Raw genomic sequence first — 15,150 nt, forward strand, 5'->3', positions numbered from 1 at the left:
GAAGGCAAACCCCGCTCAGGCGGGGTTTTTCTTGGGCGCCAGCAGCAGCGACGAGGCGATCACCGCGCCGCCGAGCAGCATCCGGCCGATGCCACCTTCCGGGTGGCTGGTGACGAGGCTGATCGCGATGCCGACCGGGATATGCATGTTGTTCATCGCGCCAAGCCGGCCGGCATCGACCATGCAGGCACCCTTGTTCCACCAGAAGTAGCCGAGCGCGGTCGACACCAGACCGAGGAAGACCAGCACCGCCCACTGTGCCTCGGTCGTCGGCAGTTTGGCCGGATTGCCGAACAGCAGCCACGACGGCAGCGCCACCGCGAGCGCGCCGACGAAGAACAGGCCGAAACTCGCGTGTTGCGGCAGCGGGCTCGGATGGCGCCGCAACAGGTGCTTGTAGCCGATCTGGCCGGCGGCGAAGCTCAGGTTCGCCAGCTGCAGCAGCAGGAAGCCGGCGAGATAGTCACCGGTGAGCGCGTCATAACGGACGATGGCCGCGCCGGCCACCGCGACCAGCGCCGCCAGCAGCGCACGCGGATTGAAGCGGCGGCTCATCGCATCGTCGATCAGCGTGATGTAGATCGGCGTGAAGATCGTGAACAGCAGGACTTCGGGCACGGTCAGGAAGCGGAACGCCCGATACAGGCACAGATAGGTGACACCGAACTGCATCGCGCCGACCATGATCAGGCCGATACGCAGCGGCGGGCTGACCTGCCGCCAGCGCAGGAAGGGCAGGAATACGAGACCGGCCAGCACCACGCGGGTCAGGACCGCGAAATCGGCGTCGACGCGGCCGGCGAGGAAGGTGCCGATCAGGTTGAACGACAGTGCCCAGATGACGGTGATGGCGGCGAGATAGGGCACGGTGGCCTCGTTGCGGTCAGGAGTCGCGATGATACCGGAGCCTTGGTGCTTGAAAATGCAATCATCGCCAGCACCTGTTAGCGAGCCGCTCCTGCCGAGCGCCTGTCCAGTCAACCGCGAGCCTTCACGATGAAACGCCTGTCCGATATCCGCTTTTCCGTCCTCGATCTCGCCACAGTCGTCCGTGGCGGCAACGCCGCCGATGCCTTCGCCCGCAGCGCCAGGCTGGCGCAGACGGCCGAAAGGCTCGGTTACACGCGCTTCTGGCTGGCCGAGCACCACAACCTCGACGGCATCGCCAGCGCCGCAACCAGCGTGTTGATCGGCCATGTCGCTGCGCAGACCCGGACGATCCGCGTCGGCTCGGGCGGGGTGATGCTGCCCAACCATGCGCCGCTGATCGTGGCCGAGCAGTTCGGCACGCTGGAGTCGCTGTTCCCGGGCCGGATCGACCTCGGCCTCGGCCGTGCGCCGGGCACCGATGGCCAGACGGCAAGGGCGTTGCGCCGGCATCTGGTCGGCAACGAGCAGGAATTCTCCGACGAGGTCGCCGAGCTGCGCGGCTATCTGGCGCCGACCCGTGCGGGCCAGCACGTGCGGGCGATCCCGGGTGAAGGGCTGGATATCCCGGTCTGGCTGCTCGGTTCCGGCTCGTACGGCGCGCAGCTGGCCGGCCAGCTCGGCCTGCCGTTCGCGTTCGCCAGCCATTTCGCCCCGGACTACCTGCTGCGGGGCATCGAGCTGTACCGCCAGACGTTCCGGCCGTCAAAGCAGCTGGCCGAGCCTTACGTGATGATGGGCGTCAACGTGATCGCCGCGCCGACCGACGCCGAGGCGAGCTATCTGGCGACGTCGATGAAGCAGCGCTGGCTGCGGATGATCCGCGACCAGCGCGGCCCGATCGACCCGCCGGTCGAGACCATGGACGGCTTGTGGAACGAGCTGGAAGCCGCGCAGGTCAACGCCCGGCTGGCGGCGTCGGCGATCGGCTCGCCGGAGACGGTGGCACGGCAGCTGCAGGCGCTGCTCGACCAGACCCAGGTCGACGAGATGATCGTCGTCACCGACACCTACGATTTCGAGCACCGGCTGCGTTCGTACGAGTTGCTGGCCGATCTGGTCCGGCCGGGCTGAGGCGGTCACTCGGTCGTACTGGCGTTCCAGAACACCTGCTTCACATAGGGGCGGGCGACGAGCAGCGTGCTGATCCGCTCGAGTTCGCGCGAATCGACCGAGGTCGACTGCAGTGTCGCGGTGATCTCGACGTCGTCGTCGCCGAACGGCTCGATCTCGAGGTCACCGAGCGGGTAGTCGGCCTGCTCGAGCAGGGCTTCGAGTTCGACCAGCATCTGCTTCTGGCGGTCGTCGGCGACGATCATGCACAGCTGGTAGGTGACTTCGCTGCGCGCGTCGTCGATCGGCAGCCGGTTGATCCGGTTGACCACCGGGCGCAGCAGTGTGTTCGACGCGATCACGAAAGCGGCGGCGAGCACCGCTTCGGCGATCAGATCGGCGCCGGCGCAGGCACCGACCGCGGCCGAACCCCACAGCGTCGCCGCGGTGTTCAGGCCGCGCACGTTCAGCCCTTCCTTCATGATCGTGCCGGCGCCGAGGAAGCCGACGCCGGACACGACGTAAGCGACGACGCGCACCGCGCCGCCGCTGCCGTCGAGCCGGTAGGCCATGTCGACGAAGATCGCCGCGCCGACGGCGACCAGCGTGTTGGTGCGCAGCCCGGCGGTGCGCTGCCGGTACTGGCGCTCGAAACCGATCACCGAACCGAGCACGAAGGCGGTGACGAGGCTGACTAGCGAATCGAGCAGCGCCGGCAGGTTGAACTGGATGATGGCTTGCATCGGCAGGCTCCATGGAAAAACGGCGCGGATCAGGCGCCGTTGTTCTTCATTATGTGGATGTTTGATGACAGTCTCTGCGGGGCGCTGCGAATGAAACGCAGCGCAGCGGTGCTGGCAAGGCGTGTGCACGAAGACTGTACGTTCAGTACGGCGAGTGCGCACAACGCCGCCAGCAGCGTTTCATTCGCAGAGCTTCATTGCCAGCCGTAGCGGCGGGCGTAGATGCCCTTGATCAACTGCGTCAGCACCATGTAGCCGAGCAGGATGCCGATCAGCCACGGGAAGTAGGACAGCGGCAGCGCCTGCAGCTTGAAGTAGCCGGCCAGCGGGCCCATCGGCAGGAAGATGCCGATCGCCATGATCGCCGCCGTCATCGCCAGCAGCGGCCATGCGGCGCGGCTCTGGATGAACGGGATCTTGCGGGTGCGGATCATGTGCACGATCAGCGTCTGCGACAGCAGGCCGACGACGAACCAGCCGGACTGGAACAGCGTCTGGTGCTCGGGCGAGTTCGCGCCGAACACCTTCCACATCAGCACGAAGGTCAGGATGTCGAAAATCGAGCTGATCGGCCCGAAGCACACCATGAAGCGCGTCAGTTCGTCCGGGTTCCAGCGTTGCGGTTTCTGCAGCAGCTCGTCATCGACGTTGTCGAACGGGATGGCGATCTGCGAGATGTCGTACAGCAGGTTCTGCACCAGCAGGTGCATCGGCAGCATCGGCAGGAACGGGATGAAGGCACTGGCGACCAGCACGCTGAACACGTTGCCGAAGTTCGAGCTGGCGGTCATCTTGATGTACTTGAGCATGTTGGCGAAGGTCTTGCGGCCTTCGGTCACGCCCTGTTCGAGCACCATCAGGCTCTTTTCCAGCAGGATCAGGTCGGCGGCTTCCTTGGCGATGTCGACGGCCGAATCGACCGAGATGCCGATGTCGGCGGCACGCAGCGCCGGCGCGTCGTTGATGCCGTCGCCCATGAAGCCGACGACGTGGCCGCGCTCGCGCAGCAGCCGGACGATGCGCTCCTTGTGCATCGGCGTCAGCTTGGCGAACACCGTTGCGGCTTCGGCCACGACCGACAGCTGCAGGTCGCTCATCGCATCGATCCTGTCGCCGAGCACGACACCGTTCACCGTCAGCCCGACCTCGCGGCAGACCTTGAGCGTCACCAGTTCGTTGTCGCCGGTCAGCACCTTGACGTCGATGCCCACGGCCTTCAGCGCCTTCAGCGCCGGTGCGGTGCTTTCCTTCGGCGGATCGAGGAAGGCGATGTAGCCGGCGAGCACCAGTTCGCGCTCGTCGGCGACGCCATAGTTCGTCACGTCCAGAGGGACCGGCTTGCTGGCAACGGCGACGACGCGCAGGCCTTCGCGGTTCAGCCCGGCCGCGACGTCGCGGATCCGCGTCAGCAGGCCGGCCGAGAGTGGCAGCGTCTCGTCACCGTGACGAACGTGCGTGCATGCGGCGAGCACTTCCTCGAGCGCGCCCTTGCAGATCAGCAGTTGCTGCGCGTCGCGCTGCTTCACCACCACCGACATCCGGCGGCGGACGAAATCGAACGGCACCTCGTCGACTTTTTCCCAGCCGTGGTCGGTGTCGAACTCGGCCTGCAGCTCGGCGTGTTCGAGCACGGCAACGTCGAGCAGGTTCTTCAGCCCGGTCTGGTAGGCGCTGTTCAGGTAGGCCATGTCGAGCACCGTATCGAAGCGCTCGCCCCACGCGTCGGTGTGGCGTTCGAGCGCGATCCGGTCCTGCGTCAGCGTGCCGGTCTTGTCGGTGCAGAGGATGTCCATTGCGCCGAAGTTCTGGATCGCATCGAGCCGCTTGACGATGACCTGCTTGCGGCTCAGTACCACCGCGCCCTTGGCCAGCGTCGACGTGACGATCATCGGCAGCATTTCCGGCGTCAGACCGACGGCGATCGACAGCGCGAACAGCGCGGCCTCGGTCCAGTCGCCCTTGGTGAAGCCGTTGATGAACAGCACCAGCGGCGCCATCACGAACATGAAGCGGATCAGCACCCAGCTGACCTTGTTCACGCCGGCCTGGAACTGCGTCGGCGCGCGGTCCTGCGCGGTGACCTTCTCGGCCAGCGCGCCGAAATAGGTCCGGTTGCCGGTGCCGATCACCAGTGCCGTGGCCGAACCGCTGACGACGTTGGTGCCCATGAAGCACAGGTTGGCCAGCGCCAGCGGGTTGCGTTCGGCAGGGTCGGGCTGGTCGGCGAACTTCTCGACCGGTAGCGATTCGCCGGTCAGCGCGGCCTGGCTGACGAACAGGTCCTTGGCGGCGAGCACGCGCAGGTCGGCCGGAATCATGTCGCCGGCCGAGAGCTGGACGATGTCGCCCGGCACCAAGTCACGAATCGGCAGTTCCAGCCGGACACCGTCGCGCAGCACCGTCGCGGTGTTGCTGACCATGGCCTTGAGCCGGTCGGCGGCGCTGTTCGAGCGCTTTTCCTGGACGAAGCGCAGCACCGTCGAGATGCCGACCATGGTGGCGATGACGACGGTCGCCTTCATGTCGTCGGTCGCCGCCGAGATCAGCGCCAGCACGGTCAGCAGCACGTTGAACGGATTGCGGTAGCACAGCCACAGGTGGGTCGACCACGGCATCGGCTTTTCGTGCTCGACCTCGTTCGGGCCGGTGCGTTCGCGTTTGGCTTCGGCCGCATCGGAGGCGAGGCCGTCGGTGCGGCTGCCGAGCCGCTTGAGCGCCGCGACCGGCACGAGGTGGGCGAGGGCGATCAGCCGCTCGGACAGTTGCGACGAGACCGTCTGGCCGACCGCCTGGCCGCGCAGCAGGTCGAGCAGCGCCAGCCGGCGCAGTTGGCGGGCCGACAGGCCCTTTTGCAGGAGCGCGAGAACGCGCAGTTTGAGAAAACGCATACGACTTCCCCGACCGGGACGCGCGCAGGCGGCCCGGCTCGACGGGTCGTGAACGCACGGCGACGCAAGGCGTGCCGGACTGGCGCCGGACGCGCAAGGGCATCGTCGTGAACGTCACGAACGAACAGAATTCAGGAAGGGAGAAGAACGGACCCGTCGGGCCCGGAAGACGCCACTACCCGCCAGATCGGCAAGGGCAGCAGCAGGGGAAGACCTGCGTTGACCTCGCCGCTAGCGACCGATGCAGGATCGGCAACTAGAACCACTTTCCACGAGGGAACTCCATCTCAAAAAGACCGGCGGAAGGTACGCCCGCAACGCGGGGCTTGTCCACCCCTCATGCGGCCGTAACGGGAAAATTCACGCTGGCCGCAGCGCCAGTGTTGCGCGCCAGCCGCGCGCGTAATCGCTTGGCAATACCAGCGAAAAGGTGGTGATCGTGTCGTGAATGGCGGTCAACGACGGATGCCATTCGCACAGGTCGGTATGCGCGGCCTTGTTGCAGGCTTCCAGTGCCGACCAGACGCTGGCGAAGGTACCGGCACGTTCCGGGAGGGGCGCAGCCGTCACGGCGGCGTGGCTGGCCGGCGGCAGGTAGAGCCGGGCGACGTCGTCCCAGTCATCCGGTAGCGCGATCGGACACAGGTCGACGCCGATCGCCGCGATGCCGTGTCCGGTCACCGGCGCCAGTGCGATCAGCGCGCAGCCGTTGCCGGATGCGTGATTGCCGTAGGCGAGACTGACGTGAAAGCGCGCGTCGCCGGCGACGATCTGCGGCACGCGGTCCGGCCGCAGGTAGTCGGCGTGTGGCTGGCCCGACCACGCGGCGGCCAGTGCGCAGGCGGCCCCGCGTGTCCCGACACGGGCGTCGCGCCGGTCGGCGGCGGCCGGCAGCAGGGCCAGCAGCGGAGTGCCATGCGGCGGGGTGCCATGCGGCGGGCGGTCTCTTGTCGCAAGTCGCGCCATTACCTCGTCGAACAGCGCTACGCGCACGCGGGCTCCTGTTGCGCCTGCGGGCGGGGCGTTGCCGCCGTGGTTTGCGGTGCGAACTGTACGGCGCCCGACGGCCACGGACCGGCCGGCGACCCCATCCAGCGCGTGCCGGCCGGGATGTCCTCGCCCTTGCTGACCAGCGTCAGCGGGCCGAGTTCGGCATCGGCACCGACGCTGCCGTTGTACAGCACCGTGCAGCGCGTGCCGACATGGACGCCGGCGCCGATCCGCACGTGGCCGATCTTCATCACCCGGTCTTCGAACAGGTGGGTCTGCGGGCCGCAGGCGGCACCGAGCACGACGCCGTCGCCGAGTTCGACGCAGTCGAATTCGGTCATGTCGGTGGTGTCTAGCCAGACGTTGCGGCCGACCCTGGCGCCGAGCGCGCGGAAGGCCCACGGCAGCCATGGCGTGCCGCGCAGGTAGTTGACGAAGTTCGGTACGGCGATCGATTCGTAGACGTTGGTGATCGCTTCGCTGGTCCAGACGAATGGGGTCCACATCGACACCGCGCGCGGCCGGTAGCGGCCGATCAGCAGCCATTTGAGCGCCGCGACGAAGGCAAAGGTGCCGATGCCGTAGAGCAGGCCGAACAGGCACAGCAGGCCGGTGACGGTACCCCAGTGGTTGAGCTCGGCATACGGCTCGACGATGGTCACCATCAGGTAGCCGGCGGCGATGATCACCGACGTCGGCAAGACGATGCGCAGTGCCTCGATCGCGCCACGGGCGATGCGGCGCCAGACCGGCGGGTGGAAGGTCAGCGAATCCGGGAAACCCTGGGTCTGTTCGCGCGCCGGCAGCAGCATCGGCGGCGAGCCCATCCAGGTGTCGCCGCTGCGCGGTTCGGCCGGGGCACGCGACTGCACGCCGACCAGTACGCCCGAGGGCAGCACCGTGCCGTCCGGTACGTAGGCACCGTTGCCGACGAAGCTGCGGTGGCCGATCACCGTCGGCTTGATGCTCATCCAGCCCTGATCGATTTCCTCGTCGCCGAGCATCACCGCGTCGGCGATGAAGGTCTCGTCACCCAGTGTCAGCATGTCCGGCACGACGCCCATCGCGGTCGAGATCTCGGCGTTGCGGCCGACTTTGGCGCCGAGCATCCGGTACCACCACGGCGCATAGACGGTCGCATACAGACCGTGCAGCACGGCGAGACTCGATTCCTGCACCAGGTTGGCAATCCACTTGCGGTGGTACAGCGCACTGTGCACGCTCCAGCGGCCGGGTTTCAGCCGGCCGAGCACCAACCAGCGCAATGCCGCACCGACGCAGGCCGTCATCGCGACCAGCACCGCGCTCGCCGGCAGTGCCAGCAGCAGGTAGAACGCGAACGTCAGCACCGCCGGTGCGTGGTTCTGGGTCAGGTCGAGCCAGTTGCCGTCAACGACGTCGATCAGCATGAAGCTCGGGAATACCGGCAGGAAGAACACTGCCGACACCAGCGCGGCGCAGACGAAGTGCAGCACCAGCTCGAACGCGGCGGCGCCCCGGCCGTGCGCCGGGCGCGGTGGCAGGCGGTTCGCGTCGACCGTGCCGGTGCGGCGCGCCGGCGAGCCCTGCCAGACTTCTCCGGCCGGCACGTGGCCGCCCGGCGGCAGTGCCGACAGGCCGTCGAGCCGAGCCGCCGTGCCGACGACGCAATCCTCGTGCATTGCGCAGTACGAACCGACGTAGCCGCGCTCGCCGATGACGATGGACCCGACGACGAGCTCTTCGCCGTCGACGCGGACGTTCTCCAGATTGACCGACGCCCCGACACTGGCGCCGGCACCGATGTGCAGCAGGTCCGGTGCACGGACGTTGATGGCGCCGAGCTGGGCATCGAAGCCGATCTTCGCGCCCATCAGCCGCAGGTATGCACGGTGCAGCGGCGAGTTCGACAGCAGGTGCTTGGGCGGCAGATCGGTCAGCCGGTCCGCCAGCCACCAGCGGAAGTAGAAACCGCCCCAAAGCGGATAGCGGCCCGGCCTGACGCGGCCGAGCAGCAGCCACTTGGCTGCGACCGGCACGGCGAAACTCAGCACGTTGGCAGCGATGTAGGCGCCGATCGCAGTCAGCACCGCCAGCGGCACGCTGTCGCCCGGTCCGCCGGTCATCACGTGGTAGACGAGGAAAGGCACCAGCCACATCAGCATGCGCAGGCCGATCAGTACCGGCAGCGCGGCGAGCTGCGCCGCGCCGCAGAGCGCGCGGGCCAGCGGCCGGGTCGTCAGCCGGCGCGGCGTGCGAGTCGGGCCGGCCTGCGTTGTCCCCTTGGCCGACAGCGCCGCGGCGATCGCACCCAGCGTGCGGTGCTGGTAGACGTCCTGAACCGACGCCGTCGCCAGTTGCGGGGCCTTGCGCAGCGCCGAGATCAGCCGTGCCGCCAGCAGCGAGTGGCCGCCGAGGTCGGCGAAGAAGTCGTCGGCAAAGCGTAGCGGCTGGCCCGGAAAGAGCTGGCCGAGCGCGGCGAACAGTGCGGTTTCGACCTCGCCGCTCGGCTCGTCCGATTCGCCGCTGCGGGCCTCGAACGTCACCGGCAGCGCCTTGAGTGCCTTGCGGTCGATCTTGCCCGACAGCAGGCGCGGCATGGCCGGCAGCGTGACGAACAGCGCCGGCAGCATGTAGGGCGGCAGCTTTTCGCGCAGTGCCTGACGCAGGGCGCCCGCATCGATCCGACTCCCGAGCGGACCGTCGGCGACCAGATAGGCGACCAGCTGGTCGATGCCGGCCACCGGCTTCAGCGAGACGGCGACGGTGCCGACATTCGGCTGCTCCGCCAGTGCGGCTTCGATCTCGCCCAGTTCGACGCGGAAACCGCGCACCTTGACCTGATCGTCGGCGCGGCCGAGGCAGTGCACCTGGCCGGCCTCGTCGATGCGCGCCAGATCGCCGGTGCGGTACATGCGCTCGCCCCAGACCGGGGTGACGAATTTTTCCGCGGTCAGTTCGGGCCGGCCGAGATAGCCGGCGGCGACACCGGGCCCGGTGATGCACAGCTCGCCGGTTTCACCGGGAGCTACGATGTCGCCGGCTTCGTTGATCACCAGCAGGCCGTAGTTCGGCAGCGGCTTGCCGATGGTGACCGGCGAGCCGCGCTTCAGCAGCGCCAGACTGGCAGAGACCGTGGCCTCGGTCGGGCCGTAGGTGTTGAACAGCTGGCGTTCCGGCGTGGCGAAGCGCTCGACCAGCGTGTCGGGGCACATTTCGCCGCCGAGATTGATGATGCGCAGGTTGGGCACGTCGTGACTGAACAGCGCCAGCAGCGTCGGCACGCAATGGAGCACGGTGATGCCGTGTTTCTGCAGCGCTGCCGGCAGCGCGTCCGGGTCTGCGACGATGGCTTTCGGCGCCAGCCACAGGGTGGCGCCGACCAGATAGGAAATCCAGATTTCCTCGAACGACATGTCGAAGGCGACCGAGAAACCCTGATAGACCTTGTCGTCGCCGCGTACGCCGAGGACGGCGTTTTCGCTGCGCAGGAAGTGGCAGATGCTGCGCTGGCTGATGGCGATGCCCTTGGGCTTGCCGGTCGAGCCCGAGGTGTAGATCACGTAAGCGGTGTGTTCGGGCGTATGGCCGTTGCGGCGGCGCAAGGTGCCGTCGACCCGGCGCTGCAGCGCCTCGGCGGTCCACACCGGCAGGCCGAGGCTGGCGAGTTGCGGCATCAGCGCGTCGCAGCTGACGAGGCCGGCGGCATCGGCGTCCTCCAGACAGGTCTGGATCCGGTCGACCGGGGTGTCCGCATCGAACGGCAGCCAGGCACCGCCTGCCTTGGTGATCGCGGCCTGCATCACCAGCAGGTCGATGCCGCGTGGCAGCCACAGGCCGACGATGCGGCCGGGTTCGAGTCCGGTTTCGAGCAGGTGGTGGGCGGCGAGGGCGCTGAGCCGGTCGAGCTCGGCGTAATTGAGCTGACGGTCGTCGCAAATCAGCGCGATCTTGTCGGGATGGCGGGCTGCCGTGGTCTCAAGCAGGTCCGGCAGCGTTTCGTCGCACAGCAGCTCCGGCCGTTGCGGGCCCCGGGCGTGCCATGCGGCGTGTACGGCTTGGTCGAATTCCGGCTTCATCGTCTGGGTCTCGTGCAGTTTGCGGTGTAAGTGCGGCCCCTTGGCGAGCGGGAGCACGCCATGGTCGCATCATCCTGCTGACGCGCCCCGGGCCACTGCTAAAACGCACGGTGCGCTGTTGCGCTGACGTCGGAAACGGAGAAATACGTACGGCCACGTAACGGCGGGTACACCGGTGTGACGGCGCAGGGCCGCCGGACACGGCAGGGCATGCAGCGTGAATGTGCCGCTTGGCAAGCCCGCGCGGGCCGGCGACGATGGCCGCCTTTCGCGCATCGCCGTGTCGGGCGTGCGAAAGTGATTGCCGTCTGCCACGATACTGGCCATCTTCAAAAGACCCGCGTTGCCGTGACGGCAGCCGGGCGATTCCACTTCCGGTAGAGACCCGCATGCGCATGCCTTCGTTGCCCCGACTTGTCCTCTTCGTCGTCGTCTATGGACTGCTGGCGCTGTTCAGCATGAGCACGCGCGATCCGGTCACGCATTCGACTATCGTCTGGCCGGCGGCCGGCATTCTGCTGGGTACGCTGATGCTTGCGCCGTACCGGCAGTGGCCGGTCTGGGCGCTGGTGGCCGTGGCGCTGCACACCGGCATGGCACTGCTGCACGACCGGCCGCTGGCGGTGTCGCTGCTGCTGTCGGTGATCAACCTGCTGATCATGGCCGGCATCGCCGGTGCATGGCGGCGCAGGGTGGACGAACCGGCATCGCTTACGCAGCCGGCCAGCCTGTTCTGGTTCGTGCTGCTGGTCCTCGTCGGCTGCATTGCGGGCGCCTACGTGTCGATTGCGGCGCTGCACGGTCTGGGCTTCGTGTCGGGCCGGCTGAATCCGCTGGTTTTCGCGATCTCGGACGGTGTCGGCGCGCTGATCGGCGCACCGCTGGTCATCGCCTGGGCCGGCTTCCATCCGGCGCGCTCGGCCGGAGCCCCGCGGCGTACGGCCTGGCAGGGGCTGCTGGGCTTTGTCGCGCTGATCGTGTCGGCCGAGCTGGCCTTTGACGGCCCGACCGCGACCATGGTGCTCGAATCGACCAAGTACGAGCTTTCCTACCTGCCACTGCTGTTCGTCGTGCTGATCGCCATGGCCTGGCAGCGCCGCGGCATGACGCTGGCACTGGTCGTGCTGGCCGGCATTGCCGGGCTCAATACCTATCAGGGCGAGGGCCCGTTTGCCGCCTCGGCCGGCCTGCTCGGCAATCCCTTGCTGGAGGTCCAGCTCTATCTGGGCGCTGCGGCGCTGCTCGGCTTGCTGATGGCGGCGATGAACGCCAGCCGGGACGAGGCGCTGCGCGAGGCGCTGGCGTGGAAGGTTCGGTCGGAGGGCATGCTGATCGGCACCCGCCAGCTGATGTACGAGGTCGATCCGCGCAACGGCAACGCGGTGTGGGCCGGGCCGCTGGACGAGCTGCTCGGTCTTGCGCCGGCCGACCTGCCGACGCTGGCCGCGTTTCTCGAACGCGTGCATCCGGACGATCGTGCGCGTGTCGCGGCCTACGCCGAGCAGCGCGGCAACGGCGATACGGGTGCGCTGACCCAGCGTTTCCGCTTCCTGACCGGATACAACGACTACGTGATGCTGCAGGACATCGGTGCGCCGGTGATCGACTTTGACGATACCGTCTACCGGATCGATGGTCTGTTGCGTCTTGACGAGCACGGTGTCGAGCAGGGCTGAGCGCATGGACGCCACCGAAGCCCGCAACCCGGTCGGGGTGCTGCTGGTCCACGGACTGGGCGGCACGCAGTACGACCTCGGTTCGCTGCACAAGATCCTCAAGCGTGCCGGCGTCGAGGCGCACACGCTGACGCTGCCGGGGCACAGCGGCAAGCCCGAAGACCTGCTCGACGTGCGGGCCGAGGACTGGGTCGACACGGTCGAGGCACGCTACCGCGAGTTGGCGGCACAGCACGAGACGCTGCACGTCGTCGCCATGTGCCTCGGTTCGCTGATTTCGGTCGAAGCGCTGAAGCGGATCGCGCAGCCGTCGGGCAAGCTCGTGCTGCTGGCGCCACCGGTGTTTCTCGATGGCTGGGCGACGCCGTGGTACTGGATCTTCCGCCACATCGTTTACCGGATACCGTACTTCGCCCGCGGCATGAAAATCGCCGAGGAAGAGCCGTTCGGCGTCAAGAACGATCTGGTGCGCAGCATCGTCAAGGCCAAGTTCGAGCGCGGCGACGATTTCCACTATCCGTGGGTGCCGTTGGCGTGCATCAAACAGGTCGACCGGCTGCGGCGCTGGGTGGCCAGGGGTCTCGATGCGATCCGCAGTCCGACGCTGATCATCCACGCCCGCGAGGACGACCTGACCAGTCCGCGGTCGGCCGAATTCCTCGTGCGGGAAATGGGCGGGATGGCGCGGATGGTGCTGCTGGAAAACAGCTACCACATGATCTGCGTCGACAACGATCGCGACCAGGTCGCGATCGAAATGCTGCGCCACCTCGATCTGGACGCATCGGTGGTCAAGGTGCGGAGCCGCGCGCGCGGCTGACGGCGGGGTTTACCAGCGGCCGGCGCGGTAGGCCGACTCGATCAGGCGCACCGTGGCCGCGGCGTCGGCACCGGTCACCGGCATTGCCTGCCCGGCGGCCAGACTGTCGAGCCAGGCGTCGAGCTCCTGCCGGTAGGGGTCGGCGTCCGAAAAGGCGAGGTCGTCCAGCGTCAGCCCGGTCGGCGACGTCAGCCTGACCCGGGCCGGGTCGAACGCGACGTCGCTGCTGATCGTCGCGTGCTCGAACCGCAGGCAGAAACCATGGCTGTTGCCCGGGAAGGCCGTTCCGCCGAGGTAGTGCGCGCTGGCGCCATCGGCAAAACGCAGCTGCAGCGCGACGGTGTCCTCGATCTCGTGCGGTGACGGTTGCTGCTTGCCGATCTGGGTCTCGATCGACTCGGGTTCGCCAAGCAGCGTGCGCAACCAGTCGAGCTCGTGCGCGGCCACTTCGTACAGATAGCCGCCACTACCGGCGCGCTGGGCTTTCCACGGCGCGATGTTCAGAAAGTCGCGCTCCAGACGCCAGAACGACAGGTGCAGCGCACGTCCCAGCCGGCCGGCGCGGTAGAGGTCGGCGATCGCACGGTAGGGCTCGAACCAGCGCAGCACGTGGCCGACCATCAGCGGGACGTTTGCCGCGGCGGTTGCCGCGTTGATCGCCTCGCAGGCGGCGTTGCCCAGCGCCATCGGCTTTTCCAGAAACACGGCTTTGCCCGCGCCGGCCGCCCGGACCGCATTGTCGCAATGCTGCGCCGGCGGTGTGGCGATCAGGACTGCGTCCAGCTCGGACAGTGCCAGCAGGGCCGCCTCGTCGGCACAGGCCCGGGCACCCAGCAGTGCCGCAGCCTTGGCGCTGCGCGCCGGGTCGACGTCGGTGACGGCGACGATGCGCGTACGACCGGTCTGGACGGCGGTACTGGCAAGAAACAGACCGAACTGGCCACAGCCGATCAATCCGAGACGCACACGGTTCATGTCGATTTCCTCATCGTCGCCAGCGCGACCGGCTTGCCGGTGCGTGCCGCGGCCAGCGTGGCGTAGTAAGCGTCAACCTGTTCGAGCATCAAATCCGCCGGTATCGGTCGCGTTCCGTCGGTGAAAAAGCGCCGCATCGCCTCGAACAGCAGGGTGTAGCCGACATCGAATTCGATCTCGGGCGCCGATTGTGTTTGCCCGAACAGTTTCAGCGTGAAGCCGTACCATGCGCTGTCCGGGCCCAGCAGGGACAGGACACCGCGCACCGGTCCGACGGCCGAGTCGGCACCGTATTCGACGAGGGTGCTGGCCGGCGCGACCAGCTGGTGCGGGTTCCCGTCGTTGCAGGGCAGTTCGGCGTGGACGATGCGTTCCAGCCCTGTGCCCAGCGTACTGGCCAGGCAGGCGTAGAGGTGCGGCAGGTACCAGTCTGCCGTGTCGGTGGGGCCGGTCAGCGTGAAAAAACGCAGCGGCCCGATCTCGGTCAGTGCCTGCCTGACCCGCGCGGCCGCACCGGTGTGCATGAGGGCCGACGCCGAGTAGACCGCACCGCCGTGCCGGTCGGCGAGGGCGAGCAGTTCGCGCGCGTCGTCCGGACTGCCGGCCAGGGGCCGGTTCAGGAAAACGCGCCGTCCTGCGAGCAGGTGCGGACGGGCAAGGGCCAGGTAATCGCGCGGATCGAGTCCGGTGATGACGACGCCGTCGCAGTCATCGCCGACCGCGTCGGCCGAAAGAGCGTGACTGGCGCCGGTTTCTGCCGCCAGCGTCGCAGCCACGGCCGGGTCGGCATCCCAGAAACGTGCGGCGACCAGCCCGTGTGCCGGCTGCTGCTGCCATTGTCCGGCCCACATCAGCCCGTGGCTGCCCGGGCCGCAGCCGATGATGCCAAGGCGCAAGGCGCCGTTCCGCGTGCTGTTCATTAGCGTTTCCTGATGGATTGGCCCATTGTGCGCGGCAGGAGAGGGAGCGAACAGTGTCGGGGATCAGGTCTGCAAGCTCGGCAAAACGGCGAGGGCCGTT

Annotated in this window: 10 protein-coding genes; 3 read left to right on the forward strand and 7 right to left on the reverse strand. The window is 67.7% G+C overall.

What is annotated here, in order from left to right:
• Window positions 1-15: 15 nt before the first annotated feature.
• Window positions 16-867 (reverse strand): carboxylate/amino acid/amine transporter, encoded by an 852-nt coding sequence (locus tag IE097_RS02410; protein WP_189458534.1) that lies wholly within the window; start codon window positions 865-867, stop codon window positions 16-18.
• A gap of 129 nt (window positions 868-996) precedes the next feature.
• On the opposite strand from IE097_RS02410, the gene IE097_RS02415 reads away from it, so the two are divergent.
• Entirely contained in the window at window positions 997-2,001 is a 1,005-nt protein-coding gene (locus IE097_RS02415; protein WP_189458535.1) for an LLM class flavin-dependent oxidoreductase, read from the forward strand.
• A 5-nt stretch (window positions 2,002-2,006) separates the two neighbouring features.
• Here IE097_RS02415 and IE097_RS02420 read toward each other — a convergent pair whose 3' ends face one another.
• The 4 genes from IE097_RS02420 to IE097_RS02435 all read right to left on the reverse strand — a co-directional run bounded on the left by IE097_RS02420 (window position 2,007) and on the right by IE097_RS02435 (window position 10,659).
• Window positions 2,007-2,723 (reverse strand): MgtC/SapB family protein, encoded by a 717-nt coding sequence (locus tag IE097_RS02420; RefSeq protein WP_189458536.1) that lies wholly within the window; start codon window positions 2,721-2,723, stop codon window positions 2,007-2,009.
• Window positions 2,724-2,917: 194 nt separating this feature from the next.
• Window positions 2,918-5,611, reverse strand: coding sequence for a magnesium-translocating P-type ATPase (mgtA, locus tag IE097_RS02425; RefSeq protein WP_189458537.1), 2,694 nt, complete (start codon window positions 5,609-5,611; stop codon window positions 2,918-2,920).
• A 360-nt stretch (window positions 5,612-5,971) separates the two neighbouring features.
• Window positions 5,972-6,604, reverse strand: a complete 633-nt coding sequence (locus IE097_RS02430; protein ID WP_189458538.1) for a 4'-phosphopantetheinyl transferase family protein — start codon at window positions 6,602-6,604, stop codon at window positions 5,972-5,974.
• The gene (locus IE097_RS02435; protein ID WP_189458539.1) at window positions 6,595-10,659 is read right to left on the reverse strand and encodes a Pls/PosA family non-ribosomal peptide synthetase; all 4,065 of its coding nucleotides are present in this window, start codon (window positions 10,657-10,659) and stop codon (window positions 6,595-6,597) included. The genes IE097_RS02430 and IE097_RS02435 overlap by 10 nt, the downstream gene beginning before the upstream one ends.
• A gap of 389 nt (window positions 10,660-11,048) precedes the next feature.
• On the opposite strand from IE097_RS02435, the gene IE097_RS02440 reads away from it, so the two are divergent.
• The gene (locus IE097_RS02440; RefSeq protein WP_189458540.1) at window positions 11,049-12,335 is read left to right on the forward strand and encodes an MASE1 domain-containing protein; all 1,287 of its coding nucleotides are present in this window, start codon (window positions 11,049-11,051) and stop codon (window positions 12,333-12,335) included.
• 4 nt (window positions 12,336-12,339) lie between these two features.
• The gene (locus IE097_RS02445; protein ID WP_189458541.1) at window positions 12,340-13,155 is read left to right on the forward strand and encodes an alpha/beta hydrolase; all 816 of its coding nucleotides are present in this window, start codon (window positions 12,340-12,342) and stop codon (window positions 13,153-13,155) included.
• 9 nt (window positions 13,156-13,164) lie between these two features.
• Here the strand turns inward: IE097_RS02445 and IE097_RS02450 are convergent, their stop codons facing one another.
• Window positions 13,165-14,130 carry a Gfo/Idh/MocA family protein gene (locus IE097_RS02450; RefSeq protein WP_189458542.1) on the reverse strand — a complete coding sequence of 322 codons (966 nt, stop codon included), beginning with the start codon at window positions 14,128-14,130 and terminating at the stop codon, window positions 13,165-13,167.
• Window positions 14,127-15,050: a Gfo/Idh/MocA family oxidoreductase gene (locus IE097_RS02455; RefSeq protein ID WP_189458543.1), complete on the reverse strand. Its 924-nt coding sequence runs from the start codon at window positions 15,048-15,050 to the stop codon at window positions 14,127-14,129. Before IE097_RS02455 ends, IE097_RS02450 begins: the two co-directional genes overlap by 4 nt.
• Between the last annotated feature and the right edge of the window lie 100 nt (window positions 15,051-15,150).

The sequence above is a fragment of the Jeongeupia chitinilytica genome (assembly GCF_014652315.1).
Classification (GTDB): domain Bacteria; phylum Pseudomonadota; class Gammaproteobacteria; order Burkholderiales; family Chitinibacteraceae; genus Jeongeupia; species Jeongeupia chitinilytica.